General features: G+C 43.6%; 16 protein-coding genes. 4 read left to right on the forward strand and 12 right to left on the reverse strand.

Annotated features, from left to right (window positions below; translation table 11 throughout):
* Positions 1–7: 7 nt before the first annotated feature.
* The 12 genes from nuoJ to rplU form a co-directional block, all read right to left on the reverse strand.
* Positions 8–727 (reverse strand): NADH-quinone oxidoreductase subunit J, encoded by a 720-nt coding sequence (gene nuoJ / locus ACTQ9S_RS12445; protein WP_440455099.1) that lies wholly within the window; start codon positions 725–727, stop codon positions 8–10.
* Positions 724–1,272, reverse strand: coding sequence for an NADH-quinone oxidoreductase subunit NuoI (gene nuoI, locus ACTQ9S_RS12450; RefSeq protein WP_068034761.1), 549 nt, complete (start codon positions 1,270–1,272; stop codon positions 724–726). The genes nuoJ and nuoI overlap by 4 nt, the downstream gene beginning before the upstream one ends.
* A gap of 44 nt (positions 1,273–1,316) precedes the next feature.
* Positions 1,317–2,309 carry an NADH-quinone oxidoreductase subunit NuoH gene (nuoH, locus tag ACTQ9S_RS12455; protein WP_203226588.1) on the reverse strand — a complete coding sequence of 331 codons (993 nt, stop codon included), beginning with the start codon at positions 2,307–2,309 and terminating at the stop codon, positions 1,317–1,319.
* 52 nt (positions 2,310–2,361) lie between these two features.
* On the reverse strand, positions 2,362–5,484 hold the full coding sequence (gene nuoG, locus ACTQ9S_RS12460) for an NADH-quinone oxidoreductase subunit NuoG (RefSeq protein WP_440455100.1): 3,123 nt from the start codon (positions 5,482–5,484) through the stop codon (positions 2,362–2,364).
* 10 nt (positions 5,485–5,494) lie between these two features.
* Entirely contained in the window at positions 5,495–6,919 is a 1,425-nt protein-coding gene (gene nuoF / locus ACTQ9S_RS12465; protein ID WP_350657483.1) for an NADH-quinone oxidoreductase subunit NuoF, read from the reverse strand.
* Positions 6,916–7,425, reverse strand: coding sequence for an NADH-quinone oxidoreductase subunit NuoE (gene nuoE, locus ACTQ9S_RS12470; protein WP_068038989.1), 510 nt, complete (start codon positions 7,423–7,425; stop codon positions 6,916–6,918). The genes nuoF and nuoE overlap by 4 nt, the downstream gene beginning before the upstream one ends.
* A gap of 161 nt (positions 7,426–7,586) precedes the next feature.
* The gene (nuoC, locus tag ACTQ9S_RS12475) at positions 7,587–9,362 is read right to left on the reverse strand and encodes an NADH-quinone oxidoreductase subunit C/D (protein ID WP_068034753.1); all 1,776 of its coding nucleotides are present in this window, start codon (positions 9,360–9,362) and stop codon (positions 7,587–7,589) included.
* 147 nt (positions 9,363–9,509) lie between these two features.
* The gene (locus tag ACTQ9S_RS12480; protein ID WP_068034750.1) at positions 9,510–10,178 is read right to left on the reverse strand and encodes a NuoB/complex I 20 kDa subunit family protein; all 669 of its coding nucleotides are present in this window, start codon (positions 10,176–10,178) and stop codon (positions 9,510–9,512) included.
* A gap of 178 nt (positions 10,179–10,356) precedes the next feature.
* On the reverse strand, positions 10,357–10,980 hold the full coding sequence (gene ndhC, locus ACTQ9S_RS12485) for an NADH-quinone oxidoreductase subunit A (protein ID WP_440455101.1): 624 nt from the start codon (positions 10,978–10,980) through the stop codon (positions 10,357–10,359).
* 889 nt (positions 10,981–11,869) lie between these two features.
* Entirely contained in the window at positions 11,870–12,547 is a 678-nt protein-coding gene (gene lolA, locus ACTQ9S_RS12490) for an outer membrane lipoprotein chaperone LolA (RefSeq protein WP_068034746.1), read from the reverse strand.
* A gap of 483 nt (positions 12,548–13,030) precedes the next feature.
* The gene (rpmA, locus tag ACTQ9S_RS12495) at positions 13,031–13,288 is read right to left on the reverse strand and encodes a 50S ribosomal protein L27 (protein WP_068034744.1); all 258 of its coding nucleotides are present in this window, start codon (positions 13,286–13,288) and stop codon (positions 13,031–13,033) included.
* A 92-nt stretch (positions 13,289–13,380) separates the two neighbouring features.
* A complete protein-coding gene (rplU, locus tag ACTQ9S_RS12500) occupies positions 13,381–13,692 on the reverse strand; it encodes a 50S ribosomal protein L21 (protein WP_068034742.1) in 312 nt (103 codons plus the stop codon).
* Between the two features lie 443 nt (positions 13,693–14,135).
* On the opposite strand from rplU, the gene ACTQ9S_RS12505 reads away from it, so the two are divergent.
* The 4 genes from ACTQ9S_RS12505 (at position 14,136) to ACTQ9S_RS12520 (ending at position 22,463) form a co-directional block, all read left to right on the forward strand.
* On the forward strand, positions 14,136–15,158 hold the full coding sequence (locus tag ACTQ9S_RS12505; RefSeq protein WP_068326208.1) for a polyprenyl synthetase family protein: 1,023 nt from the start codon (positions 14,136–14,138) through the stop codon (positions 15,156–15,158).
* An 824-nt stretch (positions 15,159–15,982) separates the two neighbouring features.
* Entirely contained in the window at positions 15,983–17,365 is a 1,383-nt protein-coding gene (locus tag ACTQ9S_RS12510) for an efflux RND transporter periplasmic adaptor subunit (RefSeq protein ID WP_440455102.1), read from the forward strand.
* A 35-nt stretch (positions 17,366–17,400) separates the two neighbouring features.
* Entirely contained in the window at positions 17,401–20,634 is a 3,234-nt protein-coding gene (locus tag ACTQ9S_RS12515; protein ID WP_440455103.1) for an efflux RND transporter permease subunit, read from the forward strand.
* Positions 20,631–22,463 (forward strand): efflux transporter outer membrane subunit, encoded by a 1,833-nt coding sequence (locus ACTQ9S_RS12520; RefSeq protein ID WP_440455104.1) that lies wholly within the window; start codon positions 20,631–20,633, stop codon positions 22,461–22,463. The genes ACTQ9S_RS12515 and ACTQ9S_RS12520 overlap by 4 nt, the downstream gene beginning before the upstream one ends.
* Positions 22,464–22,626: the final 163 nt, after the last annotated feature.

The following is a 22,626-nucleotide window of genomic DNA, read 5'->3' on the forward strand; positions in this document are numbered from 1 at the left end:
AGTACCATCAGTCTGACTCCTTGCGCGTAGCTTTTTGCGTACCAACCTGCATACCCACATAATCATGTGGATCTACTTCTTTATATTCGTATGGTTTAGCCATTTTAACGGCATCACCAACTGTATCGCTGCCGTCATTCTCATATTCTATGATGCTACCAACGCTTGGGCGAAAATCTTGGCTATCATTGCCAATAATCTCATCGTCTACAGACTCTTTGCCTAAATGATAAGCAGCAACCAAGGCGGCTAATAATAGCAGCGCTGCTACTTCAACCAGCATGATATATTTAGTAAATAATGCCGTACCGACTGCTTTGGCTGAGATAGTGGTGCCACCAATTACCGCGGCCTCTTCATGATTGAGTCCAATCATCGCATACAGTACAACCGCAATGATCGCAGTTAAGCCAGTTGGTACCGCCCATGTTTTTGCATCAAGCCAGCGCTCTTCACGTGCATCATTAGCCATACCAAGATTGAGCATCATAATAACAAAGACGAAAAGAACCATGATTGCGCCAGCGTATACGACAATCTCAAGCGCCCCTGCAAAGGGAGCACCTAGTACGAAAAAGATACCTGCTATTGCTAACAACGATACAATCATCGATAAAATAGCATGTACTGGATTGGCATTCGTAATTACTCGTAGACTAGCAAAAATAGCCACCGCTGCGAGCGAATAGAACCCTGCCAATTCAGGATTATTTAAGATATTCATCATGGCAGCAAGCTCCTAAGATCAATAGGTGCAGCTTCATTTTGCGCCGCCCCTTTTGGTTTATCTGCCACCGCCATACCAGATACGCGATAATAGTTATAATCAGGGTATTTACCTGGTCCTGAGATAAGCAAATGCTCTTTTTCGTAGACCAAGTCTTGACGCACATACTCACCCATCTCAAAATCAGGGGTCATTTGAATCGCTGTCGTTGGACAAGCTTCTTCACATAGACCACAAAAAATACAGCGTGAGAAGTTAATCCGAAAAAACTCTGGATACCAGCGTCCATCTTCACGCTCAGCTTTTTGTAGAGAGATGCAACCGACTGGACATGCCACAGCGCACAAGTTACAAGCGACGCAGCGTTCATCACCATCAGGGTCGCGGGACAATATGATACGCCCACGAAAGCGTGGCGGTACTGGCACTGGCACTTCAGGATACAATATTGTATCGCGTGGCCTAATCGCATGGCTATTAACCATCCACATGCTGCGGACAATGGTAAATATACCAATGACAGTCTTTTTTATCGTAGTAAACATGGGATTATTATCCTTATCAGCATTACTTCAGATCATTACCGAAATTACAGCGTTGGAGAAAAAATCAGAATAACCGCAGCAGTAATCAGCAAATTGATCAAAGTAACCGGCAGACAAACTTTCCAACCGAAATTCATTACCTGATCATAACGCGGACGCATGAGGGAGCCTCGAGCCAAAATAAACATGGTCATAAAGAACAGCGTCTTAATCATGAACCAAAAAGCTGGTGGAACAAATGGAATATCTAAATTAAAGGGCGCAAGCCAACCACCAAAGAATAGACAGGTCATTAGCGCAGAGATTAATACAACGTTGACATACTCGCCAATGAAGAACATACCGAACTTCATACCCGAATATTCAACATGGTAACCTTCGGCAAGCTCTTGCTCCGCTTCTGGCTGGTCAAAAGGATGTCTATGGGTTACCGCCACACCGGCCACTACAAAAGTTAAAAATCCGAAAAACTGCGGAATTATATACCAGCCATCAATTTGTGACTCAACAATCTCACGTAAATTAAAAGAACCTGTCAGCGCAACAACACCCATCAACGATAAACCTAAGAACACTTCATAACTGATCGTTTGTGCCGCTGAACGTAAGCCACCTAATAGGGAGAACTTGTTTGCAGATGCCCAACCACCGAACATCACTGCATAGACAGCAATACCTGCCATTGCAAAGAAGAACAAGATACCGATATCCCAATCAGCTACGCCAAGCGTTGGTGAGATAGGAATGATGGCAAATGAGGCCAATGCAGTAAACATCGCTACCGCAGGCGCCAAAGTGAACATAAACTTATCGGTAAAGTTTGGTGTCCAATCTTCTTTGAAAAATATTTTGAGCATGTCAGCAACTAGCTGCAAAGAGCCAAAAGGTCCGACACGGTTTGGACCGTAACGATCTTGCCATAAGGCCAACATGCGGCGCTCATAGACAATCATCATAGCGGCAACCATGACTACTACTAAAAAAATGACCAGCGACTGCGCGACCATAAATAGAATGGACCAAGTATCAAAGGTCATGCTACCGGCCAAAAAGCTTGGCACATCAGGGATAATACGGGTAACTTGCATATTACACCTCCTGCGTGGTGGTCGGCGCTGTAGTAGCTACAGTGACTTGCGTTGCGCGGTTATCGTTAGTATTAGCAGTTAAAGCACTATCGTCAGCCATACTACCCATCATCGTAACTGGGGCGTCTACTTTGCGTACCGAAGCTGGCATTGAAGGGTGGATAATACTCACCTGCCCAACTGGATAACCGATACAGCCTTCTGCTAGATAACCGACAAGCTGAACTGGCAAGGTAATTTGTTGCTTATCAATCTCAATGGCTAAGTAATCACCTTCAGTGATATTCCAGTCTTTGGCATCGTCCATACCGATACGCCATGCCGCGACAGGCAATTGCTCGGCAACGATTGGGCTACGCGAAGCCATCATTGAGCTGGCATAAATATTATAAATAGGCACAAGCTTTGCTTGTCCCTGCTGCATGTCAGTTGTGGTTGCAGACATCGCTTCTGGTGCAACATACTGACGTGTGGCTAAACGCTCTAGCTGATCGAATAAGCGTACACCCGGATCGCCGTTTTTGAGGCTGCCACCCACTTTATCTTGATACTTGTTCCATGCTTGCGGTGAGTTCCAGCCTGCCGCATTGGCAAAAGGAATCATCGAGCTTGGTGTTTGTTTACCACTATAGCCTTCCATTGAAAAAGTTAAGCCCGTATCCCAATCTTTGGGCTGCATTGGCTCATGTACGGATATCGGGGCACGCATAGCGGTACGACCTGAATAACGGCGCGGCTGACGAGCAATTTTTAGACCTGTAATACGGTAATCGGCATCAGGTGCAGCGCCTTTAATTCCAGCAAGTTTAGGATGTGTCGCTATTAAGGCATTAATCACGTCATCTAGCTGTGTCCAATCGACATCTCTACCTTCAATGCTGCTATGTACCGCATGCAACCAGCGCCAGCCTTCTTTAATACTGCTCATCGGATGATAGTAGTTATTATCATAAACTTGGAAGAAGCGCTGAGCACGGCCTTCAGCAGATACCAAAGTACCATCAGCTTCAGCAAAGCTTGCTGCTGGCAATACAATGTCGACGTCTTTATGCCAATCAAGTAGCTGATGATCTAGTGCAATGACGGTTTTATCTGCTAACAGCTGGGTTAACTTATTGGCATCGATAGCGTCAGTGAGCTGATTTTCAGCAACTATCACCACATCAAAATCAGTCGCCAGTAACTCTTCGACTGATTGACCGCCAAGCATACAGACGCCAATGCTGTTAGCATCAGGAACTGCTAAATAAATACCAGCTTGCACATGATAGCTGTCATTCACTTCTTTTAGCTCAAGTTTAGTTGCAGGCTCGCGCTCTACATCGTCTTGTGCTTCTGTATCAACGCCTGTTTCAGGTTTATTCGGTTTGGCAGATAGATCTTTATCTTCACTTTGCTGAGCGGTTGCTGCTTGTTTTTCAGCGGCGCGAAGCTGTTCATCACGAAGCTGTTTATCACGAACTAGAGCATTATGCGTTTCAACCTGCTGCTGTTCAGTGACTTTAATCGCCGCACGCTTTTGGCTTAGTGCTTGGGTAATTTGTGCAGCCGCTTCTATCAAGGCATTAGATGATAAGCTGCTGCCTGAGATGACTAGCGGCTTATCGGCTTGTATTAAGTCATAAGCGATTTGCTGAGCGAGCGCTTGCATCGCGTCCACATCATCATTTTGTTCTACTGTTTGTGGATCTGTTATTTCTGATAAATCATCCGCAAAATTAGCAATCTCATCAGCCACTTTAAAACCAAGCTTGGTAATATCTTCAGGCGTTGCGACCACGCTAACTTTACTGATGTCTTCTAGCTTAGTTTGGATGACATCAATGACGTAGACTGGGCTTAGCGCATCTTGAGCGATACGTTTAACAGGTTCGGCAAGCCAAGGCTGTGTCTGTAATGCCGCTGCCATTTTTAGGCCTTCGTTTTTTGCTGCTTGGCGTACTGACAATGCGACTCGTGATGAAGTTTGGGTAATATCTTCACCCAAGACTAATACCGCATCGTGGCTTTCAATATCCGTTATACCTGGGTTATAAATACCCTCGGTGCTAAGTACCTCAATACATTTGTTGACCAGTTCTTGCTGCTGATGATTGAGACCGGTTGAGAAATTATCAAAGCCAACGAGGTTTTTTAGGGCAAAGTTGGTCTCTAAACTGGCCCGTGGTGAGCCGATACCAATGACTTTTTTATCTTTAATACGTTTGATGGTTTCATCTAACGCATAGTCAATATTAATTTTGACGTGCTTGTCATTGATACGCTCAAGCGCTTGCGTTGGGCGATCGTCGCGGTTGACATAGCCGTAACCAAAGCGACCACGGTCACATAGGAAGTAACGATTTACTTCACCATTATAGCGGTTTTCAATACGGCGCAATTCGCCATAACGCTCACCTGGTGAGATGTTACAACCTGCGGAGCAGCCATGACAGATGCTTGGCGCATACTGCATATCCCATTTACGGTTATAACGTTCAGAATGCGTCTTATCGGTAAATACACCGGTTGGGCAAACTTCGGTTAAGTTTCCTGAAAACTCACTTTCAAACTGGCCATCTTTATCACGGCCAAAATAAACGCGGTTATTTGAGCCATAAACACCCAAATCTTCGCCACCCGCATAGTCTTTATAGAAGCGTACACAGCGATAGCAAGCGATACAACGGTTCATCTCATGGGCGATAAATGGACCAAGCTCTTGGTTATGATGGGTGCGTTTGGTAAAGCGATAGCGACGACGGCTATGGCCTGACATATATGTCATGTCTTGCAAGTGACAATGTCCGCCCTCTTCACAGGTTGGGCAGTCATGCGGATGGTTGGTCATCAGTAGCTCAACCATCGACTTACGAAATGCTTTGGCTTCATCGTCAGTGACCGAGATGTACATATCGTCGCCAGGGGCAACCATACATGACATCACGAGACGACCGCGACCCGCTTCCATATCTTCTTTGTTTTGGAATTGCTTGACCGCGCACTGACGGCACGATCCTACTGAGCCAAGGGCTGGATGATAACAAAAATACGGCACATCAATGCCGAGTGATAAGCAGGCTTGTAGCAAGTTATCTGCGCTATCTACCTCGACGGTGGTCCCATCAATATGTATGACTGCCATGCCGCTCTCCTTATTTCACTTCTGGCTGTTGATTGGCTGCAGCATCAATAACATCTACACCAACCGCCTGCGCGATTTTTTGATCAAACTCTGGACGGAAATATTTAATCGCACTCATCAGTGGTTCCATCGCACCCGGCGCATGCGCACAGAATGTTTTACCAATCCATAAGTCACGCGTGAGGCCCTCTAGTTTTTCCACATCGCCGACTTGCCCTTCACCATCGTTAATGGCGGTGAGCAATTTAACACCCCACGGTAGACCATCACGGCATGGCGTACACCAACCGCATGATTCACGCTGAAAGAAAATCTCAAGATTACGAAGCAGTGGCACCATATCTTGTTCTTCGTCCACAACCATAATCAGCCCAGTACCCATACGGCTACCGGCTTCTTGAATCGTGTCAAAATCAACGACCACATCTAAATGATCAGCCGTCAAAAAGTCGGTCGATGCACCGCCCGGCAACCATGCTTTAAGCTTTTTGCCGTCTTTCATACCACCCGCCAAATCTTCGATGATTTCACGAGCGGTATAGCCAAATGGTAGCTCCCACAGACCGGGATCATTGACTAAGCCTGAACAACCAAACAGTTTCGTGCCTGGGGTTTTACTTTTGCCTTTAATCTCAGACAGTGACTGATACCATTCTACGCCATGATTTAAGATGGCTGGCATATTACACAAGGTCTCGACGTTATTGACCACGGTAGGTCTGCCCCATGCACCAGAGATTTGTGGAAAAGGTGGTTTGGTACGTGGATTAGCACGGCGACCTTCTAAACTATTGATAAGTGCGGTTTCTTCACCACAAATATAACGCCCAGCGCCCGTGTGCACATGTAGATTGAAGCTAAAGTCTGAGCCTAAGATGTTGTCGCCCATTAAGTTATTGGCTAGACATTCTTCAATAGCAGTGACCAAACGCTCTGCGGCTAAAATATACTCCCCGCGAATAAAGATATATCCATCAGTCGCACCGATAGCATGGGCAGTGATGAGCATACCTTCAATCAACTGAAACGGTAGACGCTCCATTAATAAACGGTCTTTGAAAGTACCCGGCTCCATCTCATCAGCATTACAGATTAGGTAACGTGGCAAGCCATCAGGAGGTGACATAAATGACCATTTAAGGCCGGCATTAAAGCCTGCACCGCCGCGACCTCTAACGTTGGCCGCTTTAATCATATTGCCGACATCTTTAGGCGACTTTGATAACGCTTCTTTTAAACCAGTAAAGCCTTTTAAAGATTCATAAGTTGCCAAGTCAAGCACTGCATCATGATGCGCTAGACGCCAAGTTAAAGGTTTGGTTTCGCTAGTCGCTGTTGCCTTGTCACCATAAATTGGAACGCGCTGATCATTCAATTGGCTTGGTGCTTTGCCTTGACCGCGACGAGCGATCTGCTCTGAAAGTGTTAATCTCATGCGTATAGCTCCAATAGTTGGGCAACTTCTTCAGGCTGGACAGGGCCGTAGGTGTCTTCGTCAATCAACACGGCAGGACCTTTATCACAATTACCTAAGCAGCAAATTGGTAATAGCGTAAAGCGACCGTCGGTTGTCGTCTGACCGTATTCAATACCTAGCTGTGAGCGTAGCTCAGCTGATAATGCCTCATAGCCAGTCAGATAACAGGCGACTGAATCACAAATAAGAATCACATGACGGCCAACAGGTTGACGATAAATACGGTTAAAGAAAGTGGCAACCCCATCCATATCTGTCATCGGAATATCTAAAATATTGGCAATGGCATTCACTTGCGCATCATCAACCCAACCATTACGCTTTTGCACAATTTTTAACGCATCTAGTGAGGCGGCACGTGCCTGTGGGTAATGATGCATAAACTCATGAATGGCAGCAATTTCCTCAGCGGTGAGGATACTTGCCACATCTACTTTTGGCATTTTATCGGAAACAATTTTCATCATCTTCTATCTTTCCTCACTCATCACGCTTTATCACATTACTGATAGCCTTATTGCGACTATCGTTATATAGAAATATGACAGCATTTTGGTGTGCCACTTGGCAATAATATATTGATTAACGTATCTTTTTCTAAAACTACAATTCTTAGATTAAAGCATTAGCGATCACAATCTGCCATCACAATATCAATCGATGCCAAATACATAATGGCATCAGACACCAGTGAGCCATTAATCACCGAAGGCATCTGCTGCAAATGTGCAAATGTCGGGGTACGAATACGCGTGCGATAGCTCATCGTCGCTTTATCTGAGGTTATGTAATAGCTGTTCAGACCTTTGGTCGCCTCGACGATTGTGGTGCATTCCCCCGCTGGCATCACAGGACCCCAAGATACTGAGATAAAGTGATTAATCAAAGTCTCAATATCGTTTAAGGTACGGTCTTTTGGTGGTGGTACAGCTAGCGGATGATCAGCTTTATAAGGGCCTTGCGGCATATGATCCATACACTGACGAATAATTCGTAATGACTGACGCATCTCTTCGACTTTAATCATACAACGGTCGTAAGCGTCACCGTTATAGCCGACAGGAACTTCAAAGTCGTAGTTCTCATAGCCCATGTATGGACGTGCTTTACGTAGATCAAAATCCACGCCTGTCGCGCGCAAACCTGCACCAGTCACACCCCAAGCAAGTGCTTGCTTGGCATTATACTGCGCAACGCCTTGGGTACGGCCCTTAAGCACGCTGTTTTGTAGCGCTGCTTTGACATATTCATCCAAGCGTTTAGGCATCCAGTCTAAAAACTCACGAACCAAACGCTGCCAGCCACGTGGCAGGTCAGCAGCAGTACCGCCAATACGGAACCAAGCTGGATGCATACGATAGCCAGTCACGGCTTCGATGACGTCATACGCTTTTTGGCGATCGGTAAACATATAAAATACAGGGGTCATACCGCCCGCATCCTGAATAAAGGTACCAACAAATAGTAAGTTATTAGTAATACGGAAAAACTCGCTCATCATCACGCGAATGGTTTGCGCGCGATCTGGTATGGTGATACCGGCAAGCTTTTCGACCGACATGATGTACGGTAGCTCATTCATTACCCCGCCGAGATAATCAATACGGTCGGTATAAGGAATGAATGAGTGCCATGTCTGACGCTCAGCCATTTTTTCTGCGCCACGATGGTGATAACCAATATCTGGAATACAGTCAATCACCTCTTCGCCATCAAGCTGTAGCACCAAACGGAAAGCACCGTGAGCAGATGGATGGTTGGGACCGATGTTCAAAAACATAAAGTCTTCATCGCGCCCTGAACGTTTCATACCCCATTCTTCGGGGACAAAGCGCAGATTTTCTTGCTCATACTGCTGTTTAGCAGTATTCAAGAAATAAGGGGTAAATTCAGTCGCACGCGCATGATACTCTTTACGTAATGGATGACCTTCCCAATATTTAGGTAGTAAGATACGGGTTAGGTGCGGATGGCCGCTGAAGACAATGCCGAACATATCCCACACTTCGCGCTCATACCAGTTGGCATTTGGCCAAATATTGGTAGCACTAGGTACATTTAAATCATCTTCACTCAGCGCCACTTTAATACGCACATCGCTATTACGCTCAAGTGACATCAAATGATAAAACACCGTAAAGTCGCTGGCTGGTAAGCCTTCGCGATGTTGGCGTAAACGCTCATCTATCGCTGACAAGTCAAATAACATGACATAAGGCTTTGGTAGCTTACGCAGAAATAACAGTACATCGAGCAAATCAGCACGTGCCACCCAAACGGTTGGAATATCATCAACAGTCTGCTGCACGACGAACTTACCGGCATAATTATGTTCCAGCTCTTTAATAACTGCTGGGACAGGCTTAATCTTAGGATCTATGTTTTCGACTACCGTGACCATGAATGATGTATTCCTTCATTAATCATAACTAAACTATGTTAATCATAACCGAACTATATTAATCATAACTGAACTATGATGAGCGTATGCATACTTTTACAGACTACTAATTATTGAGCCAAGCTACCAAACTAAACACTATTCAGACTAAATACTATCTGGGCTACGCAAGTTTTTCACAGCGATACGATCTGCTTGTTTACGGTCACGCTCAGGCGTCATTTGTGGCTGATAGATGCCTTGATCATTCATATGAATACCTAACGGACGACGCTCTTTAGTGATAGATTCTTGCAATAACATAAGACCTTGAATCAACGCTTCTGGACGCGGGGGACAACCTGGTACATAGACATCGACAGGAATAATTTTATCCACGCCTTGCACGACCGAATAGATATCATACATGCCGCCCGAGTTGGCACAAGCACCCATTGAGATGACCCATTTTGGCTCAAGCATTTGCTCATATAAGCGCTGAATAACGGGGGCCATTTTGACAAAGCAAGTACCGGCGACAATCATCACGTCCGCCTGACGAGGCGAAGCACGAATAACTTCTGCACCAAAACGTGATAAATCATGAACCGCAGTTAAAGTGGTGGCATATTCAACATAACAGCAAGAAGTACCAAAGTTGAATGGCCATAGTGAGTGCTTACGCCCCCAGTTTGCTGTCGAATGAACGAGGTCTTCGAGACGACCCATAAAGACGTTTTTATTGACTTCATCTTCAATAGGATCATTGACCGTTTGGCGAGACTGTGCAGGATAGACATCTGCATCAGGGTTGGCTTTTGTTAATGTGTATTTCATAACATACAACCTTTCTATTAAGCAAAGCGTGGCAATTGTCTTGTTATCACTATCGCCATAACTTTTATGATTAATAATTGACCATTAATATAAACATACTGACATTGTCATTATATATATCGTTGCTATCAACAATTTACAGATCTTTCTAAGCAAAGATAGCTATGAGCAAAAACGGTTAACGTTCAATGTTAGGCGGTTGTGCAGACGTCGCAAAATCCACAGAGGTAATATTACCTGTAGTATTAATATGATCAATGCTTTGTAAATGACGACGATTGGCCTCAATATTATTTGAGACATTAATCTGACCTGAAGACTGCGCCGGTATTTTGCCAGTAGGGTCCACCATTAGCTCATCAACGCCATCGAACTTGGTGATATCACCTAAATTAAAGCCAGCTGGTGCAGCATAGAGACGTGGTCTTTTACGCAGCTTATCAGCAGGTGCCCAGTTCATAGCGCCTAAACTTAGCTCATATATCAAGCCAATGATTAAGACAGTAATAAAGACCGTAGCCGCTGCAAATCCAAGCCAGCCAGCCTCACGAACTGAAACCGCGTAAGCATACAAATACAGCGCTTCTAAATCAAAAATAACGAAAAAGATAGCCACTAAATAGAATTTAGCAGACAAACGAATACGGGCGTTGCCAGATCCGACAACACCCGCTTCAAATATCTCTTCTTTTTGTAAGCCCTGAGAGCGACCGCCCAGTAAGCGCGGAACAGTCAGCATAAAAACAACTAGCCCAATAGCGGCTAGAATAAAGGCAACTGCTGACCAATTATAGGCAGACATGATAATACGTGCTCCTCACCCAATCTAGTGTCATAAGTACTGCAGACCATTACTATATAGAGCAAAATGGAATGACAGTACTTGACGCAGACGAAAACACAAAGGCTGTGCTGGTAACGACCAATTATCAAGATTATTGACGACGGTATAAGATGATACCAACCGTAAATTTATCTAAGTGCTGAGAATGACTAAGACAATCCACTAAACTCTGACGACAAAGTCTAGAGCAGAAAGACTGGCAATCTCCAGCTATCCTATCAGTAAAAACTGTGGCATACCTAGATAAAGGCTGGTCATCAAATCCATCTAATAAAGACGCAAGATAAATTTATTAAATCAATATCATATTTAGACATTTAATTGATTTAATAACTCATTACGCGTGATCAACAATGGCGTGACAACTGGCATAAACTGTTTGCTCACTATACGCATATCACCAATCAAAAGCCAGTTTTTAACTGCATTGAGTGGTCACTTTATATGCTACAAAATATGTATCTCATCAAGAAAAATGTGCTACACATTGGCAAAACCACAATAAAATAGACAATTTGATTAACGGCTCGATATTTATACTAAAAAATATCAAGCAATTGAGTCAAACATCAAATTTTTAGTAGGCTTATTTCAAGATATTAGCATTATATGATGGAGCATTTAACATGCATAGCAAGACTGCGGATATTGTAAACCAAATATGTCTAATTGCAACCTATCCATAACTCTACTTTAAGTAAATATTGCTAGGTACAGCAGCTTTTAGTCACTTATTTTAGCTCATAAAAAAGGGCAGATCCAAATATTGGTCTGCCCTTTTGTCAATCATGAGACTGTTAATCAGTAAACTATACTGTATTTTACTGACTCGTTATTTATCAACTAATTACTGATTAATCACATCCACACCTTTTGGTGGCGTGAATTTGAACTGATTACTACTGATACTTGGATTAAGTTTGATGCCGTTGAACTTAATTGAAGTAGTTTGTCCCAATGTATCATTAAGTACCATCATTACTGGCTTACCACCGCTAAAACTTACCGATAGATTCTTAAAGCTGGCGTCACCTGATTTAGGATACAGCACATAGTAGTTTTTATTTTCATATGGCTGAGTGATCTTAAAGTTTTTGTCGATTTTACTTGGATCACCTGATAGTAATAGTGCTGGCGTGTTGCCTACTTGGCTATCCACACCTTGTTTGGTCGCTTGCTCCAAATCCTTATCGTAAATCCACATTGAGTCACCATTTGCCACAATCAATTGTTCTGATGGCGACTTAGTTTCCCAGCGAAAGTTATTCGGACGCTGAACGCTCATCGAACCCTTAAAAGTACCATTGGTTGCGCCTTTAGTAGTTTGAGTAAAGTTGGCGGTCATACTTTTAGTGTTGGTTAACAGTTTGTTCAAGCGTTTGGCTGCTACCAAATTATCAGCAGGTGCAGCAGTCGCCGATTGAGTCAACGCTATCATTGGCGCTGCAACACCAAGCGTGGTCATCAATACACCAGCCAAGGCGCCACTCATCATTTTTTGTTTTACTGTAGTAGATAAAGTCATAATTCTTCCTCTCGTAATAAAAATAAAATTTCAATCAATGGTTATAAAAGTTAGATCACTGCGTTTTTGTTGTGTTCATCTATTGCACTAAATAAAATCACGTGCATTGTGAGTTATCGCGATAAAGATATAAACTCCTTATTTTGATCTAACCATTAGTCGTTAGCTGCTTATCTATTAAAAGTATTTCAATTAACTCTCAACAAATATAGTGCTATTAACCAATGACCACAGTGTGCCAGTTTTTTTATTACGCGCCTAGTCTTCAATTGCAATCAATACTACGCCTGCCATACACACTTGTAACGACAGTAGTTACAATATTTCATTCTGAAATTTTTGTATCATCAACAATAATTAGAGAGTTAATTATAATATTAGTCATAAAAAAAGCCCCTATCACCAATCGGTAATAGGGACTTTAATATGTAGCAAGCTGCTTTAATTACATACCATAAAGCAGCTTGTGCTTAAAAGCGATAACTACTCGCCTTCAACCATAACATAACGACGGTTAAATTTACCTTTGGTCGCAAACTTTACCACACCGTCATTCAGTGCAAATAAAGTATGATCACGACCCATGCCAACGCCTTCACCTGCATGGAATTCTGTACCACGTTGACGAACGATGATGTTACCAGCTGTGATAGCTTGGCCACCAAAGATTTTAACGCCTAGCATTTTTGGGTTTGAATCACGACCGTTACGGCTCGAACCGGCAGCTTTTTTATGTGCCATGAGAAAATCTCCTTGTTAATGTGACTTATCGCTGATGCGATAACTCTTAAGCATTTAGTGCGCTATTTTAGCAATAATTGCTAAATGGGCAATTAGGCATTAATGGCTTTGATTTTTAACAAGGTGTACCATTGGCGGTGACCTTGTTCTTTGTGATAATGCTTACGACGGTTGTGCTTGATGATACGGATTTTGTCACCACGACCGTGCTTAACCACTTCAACTTCTACGCTAGCGCCATCAACGACAGGCTGACCGATTTTGACGTTATCGCCGTCAACAACCATCAACACGTCTTCAAATTTGATTGTTTCGCCTGTTTCTGCTTTTAGTAATTCAACTTTTAAAAGCTCATCGACGACTACACGGTGCTGTTTACCACCAGTTTTGATTACTGCGTACATTGTATGACTCCGTTTAACCCGTGTGCCGTGGCTGATATCATACCAACGCTTTTACGACGAACACGACAGGGAAAAATTAAAGGCAAGATTTTACGGCTTTTTGCTCATAAAAGCAAGCCGCGCCTCTTCTTTTTAAAAGTTGGTGATACTTACCTAATATATTAATACTATTTACTCTAACATCTAACTGACCAAGTATATAAGCAAACTTTCTGCGAAGTAAACCATGGAGCGAGCTTGACGATAATAATAGCTGTTAATTTAAGCTTAAGTACAGTTATTATAACTCATGCAATCAGTAGCTTACAATGCGATATCAATACCTACTTTACTTTAATCACCGATTTGATAGTGTAGCTATGCTACTATAAGCACACTAATAGTCTCGTAAGAGACCACTATTAGACGATTCTTTCTACCTTTTATTAATACGACTATTTACTATGACGACCACTTTATCGAACGCTTCTACCCCGTCTGTATCTACGCCAAGTTATGCCGATATTCAAAGTATCGTTGCTGATGACTTTGACATTATGGATAAGCAAGTTTTTGGCAGTCTTAACTCGAAAGTACAACTCGTTATGAGTGTCTCTCAGCATGTGATTAATGCGGGTGGCAAACGTATGCGTCCATTAATTACTTTGTTGTGTGCGCGTATGCTCAACGATGAACCATCACAACAGGCTATGCATTTGGCGGCCATTACCGAAATGTTGCATACAGCAACTCTAGTCCATGATGATGTAATTGATGAGTCAGGACAGCGCCGAGGTAAGCCAACGGCGAATGCCACTTGGGACAATGCCACGGCGGTATTGGTCGGTGATTATTTGATTGCCCGCGCCTTTAACTTATTGGTCGGATTCCAAAGCTTGCCGTTATTACAAGTTTTCTCAGACGGTACTTGCGATATTGCTGAAGGGGAAGTATTACAGCTCCAGCATCAACATAACCCTGCGGCAACTGAAGATGACTATCTAAGCATTATTGACGGCAAGACGTCGCGGTTATTTATGATGGCGACTCAAGGGGCAGCTATCTTGCAAGAGCAAACCCAGTATTTGTCAGCATTAGCAGACTTTGGTCAACACTTTGGTAATGCGTTTCAAATTATTGATGATGTACTTGATTACAGCGGTGATAGTGAGCTGATGGGTAAAAATCTTGGTGATGATCTCGCAGAAGGCAAGCCTACTCTGCCTACTATCAAAGCACTTGAATTGCTTAAGGATAACGATAAAGACAGCTATGAGAAGCTACGTATTGCGGTACAGACGGGTAAAACGCCGAATGCTGAGCAACTTATTGAATTGGTAAGAAACTCTGGGTCTCTCGCCTACTGTACTAAGCGCGCCCTAGAAGAAACTAAACTAGCACAACAAGCACTAAGCACCCTACCTGACAATCGCTATCGTCAAGGGTTATATCAATTGACTGAGCTTGCCAGTGCACGTTTGCTATAAACGTTATATCGTATTGAAAAAGCTTCGTTCATCATACTGTATCTGGCAAATAATAGAAAAAACAACCACTGTAAAAACATAAGAACAATAGGCACATAGGGTATGCTGGAGCTCTAACTCACCAGCTACCTTAATAAGCGTCAACACCAAATTTTGATAAATTACTAAAGTTTATGTTTAATTTCTAGCCTATGTCATCGTATTTTTTTACCACTGTCCATCGTTTAACAACAACCTTTTACAGTTCAATCGCAATTACTCATTGCTAATGTTGCCGTTTTCATCACAGCCTCATTTTCTTGTTCTTATTCATGATATTGTCTACTTTATCCGTCTTAATCTTGTATAAAAAACAAAAATTAACAATTTTTTACTTATCAAGTTGAGACAGAGTCTTCTACAGGTTTTTAGTGTAACGCTTTTATTTCCAACGTTTTTACCAACTTGTAGAAAGAATAGAACTTCTACAACAAGTAAAAGCTGTTTTTCTGTGCTTGACTGTAGGGTATACCCTATAGTTTATAATACTCTACTAAATTTACTTACCAACCTTTACCATTTGGTTGTTTTTAATACTAAAACCTCGCTGAATGATTTCACTATTTAATTGATAAGATACTGATTAGGTCTAACCACTTAGAATATGAGTTGGTTCGGCTTTTTGTGCGGCAGGATTTAGATTATAGATTTACTATATATCAATCATTATGATGGCTTAAAGAACCAGTTGATAGTCATATCTGTGACGTTAGAACCTATATAACGTTGAAGTTTATTACTAAAATTTTATTTATATCGTATCTACATTATTGACGAGGACATTGATGAAGCATTCTTATCTTGCGCTTGTAATAGCATCTGTACTATCTGGAGCTGTACTGGTTGGCTGTGACAAAAACGAGGACTCCGCTGATGCCGCCGCACAGCAGCAGATGCCGCCAGCCGTCGTCAACGTCCAGACCGTGACCTTTGATAGCGTACCCCAAGTACAGACTTTTTCTGGACGCACTGCAGCTTATCAAACTGCAGACGTCCGTCCACAGGTGAATGGGGTTATTGAAGAAATCCTATTCCGTGAAGGTGGTAACGTCAAACAAGGTCAGCCTCTCTATCGCATTAACACTGATAACTATACCTCCTCTGTTGCCAGCGGTGAAGCTGCGGTACAGCAAGCACAGGCCAACTATCAAACGGCTTTAGCAAATAATGCCAATGCCAAAGCTGAGCTCGCTAGTCGTCAAGCATCACTTGCGCAAGCGCAAAACGACTTGCAACGTCTACGTGGACTTGTTGATATAGATGCTATCTCTAAGCAACAATATGAACAGGCTCAAACACAAGTTCGTACGGCACAAGCTGCTGTTCAGAGTGCCGCTGCCGCCGTTGGGCAAACACAAGCAGGTATTGAAAGCGCAAAAGCTGGCATTCAAACCTCAAAAGCGGGCTTAAATGCTAGTACTTTAGATCTTAACCGTACTATCGTGCGCGCACCGTTGACTGGTCGTACTGATCGCTCTAGCGTCACCGCTGGTACGCTCGTCAGCGCTGGTCAGCCCGATCCATTAGTTACTATTTCGCGCTTAGACCCTATCTATGTCGATATCAGTCAATCATCCTCTGAGCTGCTAAAGTTGCGTCAGCAAATAGCTGAAGGCAAAGCACAGGCAGGGATGAATTCTGTTGAATTGGTGTTAGAGGACGGCTCAGTCTATCCTGTACGCGGTAAGCTTGCTTTATCTGAAGCAAAGGTTGACAAATCAACAGGCGCGGTTACCCTGCGGGCTATATTCCCTAATAGCAATAATATCTTATTGCCTGGCATGTACGTAACTGCACGTCTGACTCAAAGCGTTATTACCAATGCGGCTTTAGTACCGCAGAGTGCGGTTATGCGTACACCTAAGAGTGAGACGCAGGTATATATCGTTGATCAAAATAATAAGATTCAAGCACGTCCTGTCACTATTAATGGTACTTATGATGGACAGTGGGTAGTTACTAAAGGTCTACAAGCAGGAGATCAGGTCGTTATCATCGGTGGCGCGAAAGTTAAGCCTGAACAAGAGGTCGTCGTCAAGCCGTTAGAAAATCCAAACCCTGCTCCATCCGCTCAAGGTGCGCCTACTGCTAAAACACCGCAGCAGGCTGCTAAAGAAGCGGATAAACCTGCTTCCGCTAAAAAACCTACAGAAGCCGCTGCTAACTAATTCCATTCAAAGATAGGAAGACTTAGGGATATACTATGTCACGTTTTTTTATTAATCGCCCTATTTTTGCATGGGTTATGGCTATTTTAGTCATGCTCATCGGGGTGATATCGGTCATTAATTTACCGATCGAACAGTATCCACGTATTGCGCCACCGACCATTTCGGTCAGTGCAAGCTATCCTGGTGCTAACGCACAAACCGTTGAAAACTCAGTTGTGCAGATCATTGAGCAACGTATGAAAGGCCTTGATGGTTTGATGTATATGTCATCATCAAGCTCCTCAAACGGTAGCGCGTCAGTAACACTCACCTTTGAAAATGGTACTGATTCTGATACCGCTCAGGTACAGGTGCAGAACAAACTTCAAGCGGCGATGAGCTCGCTACCTGAGTCTGTTCAGCGTCAAGGCGTCAACGTTAATAAATCGTCTAGCAGCTTTTTGATGGTGCAAGCTTTTATTTCCGAAGATGACTCTATGGATCGAGCTGATATTGCCGATTATATTAACTCCAATGTCGTCGATTCGCTTAGCCGTGTTGAAGGTGTGGGTGAAGTTCAAGTTTTCGGGTCCACCTATGCGATGCGTGTTTGGCTTGATCCTTCACGTCTCCGTAGCTATAACATGGTACCGTCTGATGTCGTCAATGCCATACGAGCACAGAACACTCAGGTATCTGCCGGACAATTGGGTCAAGCACCTGCTGATACAGACCAACAGGTTATTAACGCGACGGTCACTGTTCAAAGCTATTTACAAACGCCTGAAGAATTCCAAAACATTCTGCTGAAAACTGATACCTCTGGCGCTCAAGTCCGCTTAGGTGATGTTGCAGATGTCGAAATTGGCAGTGAGAACTATAGCGTTGTTTCTTTATATAACGGTCAAGAAGCTGCTGGTTTGGGTATTTCACTCGCTGGTGGTGCTAACGCGCTTGAGACTCGTGAAGCAGTTGGCGCGCGTATGGCTGAACTGGAAAGAAACTTCCCAGCTGGTTTAATCTCGGTCGTACCATACGACACTACGCCTTTTGTACGCTTATCTATTGAACAAGTCGTCATGACCCTCATTGAGGCGATTGTGTTGGTATTTATCGTCATGTTCATTTTCTTACAGAACTGGCGTGCAACTATTATCCCGACGCTTGCCGTACCTGTTGTATTACTGGGCACGTTTGCAGTGCTTTATGTAGCGGGCTTTAGTATCAACGTGCTGACCATGTTTGCGATGGTACTTTCCATCGGTCTACTGGTCGATGATGCTATCGTTGTGGTAGAGAACGTTGAACGTATCTTAGAAGAAGATCCTCACATTTCTATCAAAGACGCGACCGTTCAATCAATGGGTGAGATTAGTAAGATTGTTATCGGTATTGCTTTGATTCTATCAGCAGTATTCGTACCGATGGCCTTCTTCGGTGGTTCAACAGGCGTAATTTATCGTCAGTTCTCCATTACTCTGATTACCGCTATGGTACTCTCAGCACTGGTTGCGCTTATCTTCACCCCTGCTCTATGTGTCACTTTACTAAAACGTGGTAAGAGCCATGAAAAAGGTAGCACCGAAAAGCAAAAAGGCTTTTTTGGCTGGTTTAACCGTGGTTTCTTCAAGCTTAGCCGCTCTTACGAAAATTTTGTGGGTAAGAGTATTCGTTTTAAATGGTTATATTTGATTGGCTACGCGGCTATTATCGGCATCATGGCAGTGGTCTTCTTACGTATTCCTGGCTCATTTTTACCAGAAGAGGATCAAGGTATTATGTTTACCTTGGTTCAGCTTCCTGCTGGCTCTACGCTTGATGAGACACAAGATGTCCTCGATAAAGTAAGAAACTATTACGATACTCAAGAGACAGATAACATTGCCTCTGTCTTTACCATTGCAGGCTTTAGTTTTGCTGGTCAAGGGCAAAATATGGGACTGGCATTCGTTCGCTTGTCTGATTGGGAGTCGCGTTCCGGCGATGAAAATACTGCACAGGCTGTTGCTGGTCGTGCGATGGGTTACTTCTTCACTCAATTAAATGAAGCGCAGGTTTTTGCGATTGTACCTCCAGCGATTACTGAACTTGGTAATGCCAGTGGTTTTGATTTAATGATTCAAGATAATGGTAACCTTGGACACGATGGGCTACTTGAAGCACGTAATATGCTCTTAGGTATGGCAGCACAAAATGACCAAGTCGCTGGTGTACGTCCCAACGGTCAAGAAGATTCACCGCAGCTTAAGGTGAACATCAACCAAGAGCAAGCTGCAGCTTATGGCTTGTCATTAAGTAATATCAATAGTGTCATTTCAACGGCTTGGGGTTCAAGCTATGTTAATGACTTCATTGATCGTGGTCGTATCAAACGCGTCTTTGTTCAAGGTGAAGCAAGTAGCCGTACCAATCCTGATGATATTGGCAAATGGTATGTGCGAAATGATATGAATGATATGATTTCATTCGATGCATTTTCATCCAGCGAGTGGCAGTCAGGCTCACCGCGTCTGACCCGTTATAACAGCTTGCCCTCGATGAACATCCAAGGTAGTGCAGCGCCCGGTTTGAGTACTGGTGAAGCAATGAGCTCGATGGAAGCGATGATAGAACAGCTACCTGAAGGTATTGGTTATGAGTGGACAGGTATGTCATTGGAAGAGCAAAAATCAGGTGCACAAGCGCCAATGCTTTATGCGCTTTCAATCTTAGTCGTATTCTTATGCTTAGCAGCCCTATATGAAAGCTGGTCTATTCCTTTCTCCGTACTATTGGTCATTCCACTTGGGGTTCTAGGGGCAGTCATATTTACTTGGCTACGAGGTTTTGCCAATGATATTTACTTGCAAGTAGGTCTACTCACGGTGGTTGGTCTATCGGCTAAAAACGCCATCTTGATTATTGAGTTTGCTAAAGAGCACCAAGAGGAAGGTTATAGTCTGAAAGAGGCTGTCATGACCGCAGCTCGTCAACGTTTGCGTCCAATTATCATGACCTCACTTGCCTTTGGTCTAGGTGTTGTGCCATTATTCTTGGCGACTGGTCCGGGTTCAGGCAGTCAAAATGCCATTGGTACTAGTGTTGTAGGCGGTGTAGTCACGGCGACTCTCTTAGGCATATTCTTTATCCCGATGTTCTATATTTGGGTACGCAGTGTGTTCCCATACAAATATGACAACAATCAGCCAAATGATAAAGGCGATGGCGGCAATGGTACGCCTACTCCGCAGAACCCAACTCCCTCAGAGAGTTATCAGCCTGCAAGCTTTGGAGATAATACACAATGAGTTCACAACCTTTTATAACCAACTCAACAGCAGTAGTCAATACTGCTGCTAATGTGCGCCCAATGACAAACAAACAAGCAGCGTCAGTTGCTAAATTTGTGAGACCAGTTATTTCACAGGTGCGCAGAAAAAGCGGTCGTTTAATAGGTTTAACCGTACTAGCGATGAGCATGGCTGCCTGCAACACGATCCCAAAAGCTGATATGCGCCCTGTGCTCGCTGAGCCCAATATACCTGTTGGACAAAGCTATGGTGCTTTCGATCGTGAGACGGTTAGCAATGCTGAGCAGCCTAGTCTCGCTAGTCAACGCTGGCAGAACTTCTATAGTGATGAGCGCCTAAAAGGGCTGATTGCGTTAGGTCTTGAAAACAACAAAGACTTTGAAAGTGCACGTTTAGCGATTGAAAAAGCACGGGCGCAATATCAAATTACTGATATTCGTGACCTACCAACGATTGATGGTAGTGCAGGCTATTCTCGCCAACGCCAAAGAAGTACAACAAGCGATAGCTATAACGTAAATCTGGGTCTGGCTAATTATGAGCTAGACTTTTGGGGTAAGATTTCTAGTCTAAAAGATCAAGCGTTGCAGAATTTCTTAGCGACAACGGCGGCAAAAGACTCTACTCAGATTAGCCTTGTTAGTAATATTGCTCAAAGCTATGCCAATTTAAGCTATAGCCTAGCGCAACTTAAACTAGCAGAAGCAACGGTAGAAAGTCGTGAGCGTTCACTGTTTATTGCTAGCAAACGTTTTGAGGCAGGTATCGATCCTAAGTTACCTTCATTACAGTCTTCGGCGGCACTTGAAAATGCCAAACTAGCTGTATTACGTGCGCAAAGCAGTATTTTAAAATCACGCAATGCCTTGCAGTTTTTAGTTGGTACGCCTATTCCGAGCCAGCTTATTCCAACGCCTGCGGTCAGCAACATCACTACGCATGAAATCTTTAGTGCTGGTTTACCAAGTGAGCTATTGCGTTACCGTCCAGATGTTCTGCAAGCGGAATATAATCTAAAAGCAGCTGGTGCTAATATCGAAGTAGCGCGTGCCTCTTATTTCCCTTCTATCAGCCTTGCTAGTAGCATCGGTGTAAGTAGCGGTAGCTTAGACGATCTGTTCAAGAGTGGTTCAGTTGGATGGTCATTTGGTCCAAGCGTTAGCGTGCCTATCTTTGATGCAGGACGCTTGGATGCTAATTATGACATGGCTAAAATCGAACGTGAGCAGACGCTTGCAAGTTATGAGAAATCTATTCAGACAGCCTTCCGTGAAGTCTCTGATGTGCTGGCAACACGAGCCACACTAGGTGAGCAACTTGCAGCGCAATATCGTCTGCAAGATAACTTTGAACAAACCTATCAGATAGCAGATGCACGCTTCAAAGCAGGTATCTCAAACTATCTAGATGTCCTTGATGCTCAGCGTTCATTGTTTTCAACCCAGCAAGGTATTTTAGATTTAGAGCTACAAAAAATCGTTAGTCAAATCGAGCTATACCAAGCGCTTGGTGGCGGTGCTAATTTAGATATACCAACGGCTATTCCTGTGCCGCAGTATACTAACGTAGCTCAAATCGCCAGCCTACCTGCGAACAGCGCAAAAGCTAAAGCTGCTTATGCCATAGATGCTGCAAGCTCAGCTCGCGTGGCATCTCCACAAGAAGCACTGGCAATCAAACAATCTAAAACGCCAGCGACATCTACCTTTAAGCCTACTGCTGTCGTCGATGTTAATAACGATGGTAGAAATGATGCTGCCGTCGGTGTCGTGACCCAAGAGACACCTGTTGAGCAAGTACCGGTAACGCAGATTATTGAGCCTTAAATAGCTGTAATGTGAGAGGTAGATAAACACTTTACAATTAGCCCTACCACATTGGTGGGGCTTTTTACTTTCATCGGCTGCTTTTGGTTATAGTAGTCTCACCTTACTGAACACCGTTTTATACAAACCAACTTTGTAAAGAATTACAGGCTTTAATGAAGCT

Origin of the sequence: Psychrobacter sp. ASPA161_9, assembly GCF_051970275.1 — a bacterium.
Lineage (GTDB): Bacteria > Pseudomonadota > Gammaproteobacteria > Pseudomonadales > Moraxellaceae > Psychrobacter.

Excerpts from the sequence above, each read along its gene's own strand:
- ndhC (WP_440455101.1), bottom strand. The coding sequence starts at position 10,980 with ATGTCTGCCTATAATTGGTCAGCAGTTGCCTTTATTCTAGCCGCTATT.
- nuoC (WP_068034753.1), bottom strand. The coding sequence starts at position 9,362 with ATGGTCACGGTAGTCGAAAACATAGATCCTAAGATTAAGCCTGTCCCA.
- ACTQ9S_RS12515 (WP_440455103.1), top strand. The coding sequence starts at position 17,401 with ATGTCACGTTTTTTTATTAATCGCCCTATTTTTGCATGGGTTATGGCT.
- lolA (WP_068034746.1), bottom strand. The coding sequence starts at position 12,547 with ATGACTTTATCTACTACAGTAAAACAAAAAATGATGAGTGGCGCCTTG.
- rpmA (WP_068034744.1), bottom strand. The coding sequence starts at position 13,288 with ATGGCACATAAAAAAGCTGCCGGTTCGAGCCGTAACGGTCGTGATTCA.
- nuoE (WP_068038989.1), bottom strand. The coding sequence starts at position 7,425 with ATGAAAATTGTTTCCGATAAAATGCCAAAAGTAGATGTGGCAAGTATC.
- ACTQ9S_RS12505 (WP_068326208.1), top strand. The coding sequence starts at position 14,136 with ATGACGACCACTTTATCGAACGCTTCTACCCCGTCTGTATCTACGCCA.
- nuoF (WP_350657483.1), bottom strand. The coding sequence starts at position 6,919 with ATGAGATTAACACTTTCAGAGCAGATCGCTCGTCGCGGTCAAGGCAAA.
- nuoG (WP_440455100.1), bottom strand. The coding sequence starts at position 5,484 with ATGGCAGTCATACATATTGATGGGACCACCGTCGAGGTAGATAGCGCA.
- ACTQ9S_RS12510 (WP_440455102.1), top strand. The coding sequence starts at position 15,983 with ATGAAGCATTCTTATCTTGCGCTTGTAATAGCATCTGTACTATCTGGA.
- nuoJ (WP_440455099.1), bottom strand. The coding sequence starts at position 727 with ATGATGAATATCTTAAATAATCCTGAATTGGCAGGGTTCTATTCGCTC.
- nuoH (WP_203226588.1), bottom strand. The coding sequence starts at position 2,309 with ATGACCTTTGATACTTGGTCCATTCTATTTATGGTCGCGCAGTCGCTG.
- nuoI (WP_068034761.1), bottom strand. The coding sequence starts at position 1,272 with ATGTTTACTACGATAAAAAAGACTGTCATTGGTATATTTACCATTGTC.
- rplU (WP_068034742.1), bottom strand. The coding sequence starts at position 13,692 with ATGTACGCAGTAATCAAAACTGGTGGTAAACAGCACCGTGTAGTCGTC.
- ACTQ9S_RS12520 (WP_440455104.1), top strand. The coding sequence starts at position 20,631 with ATGAGTTCACAACCTTTTATAACCAACTCAACAGCAGTAGTCAATACT.
- ACTQ9S_RS12480 (WP_068034750.1), bottom strand. The coding sequence starts at position 10,178 with ATGAAATACACATTAACAAAAGCCAACCCTGATGCAGATGTCTATCCT.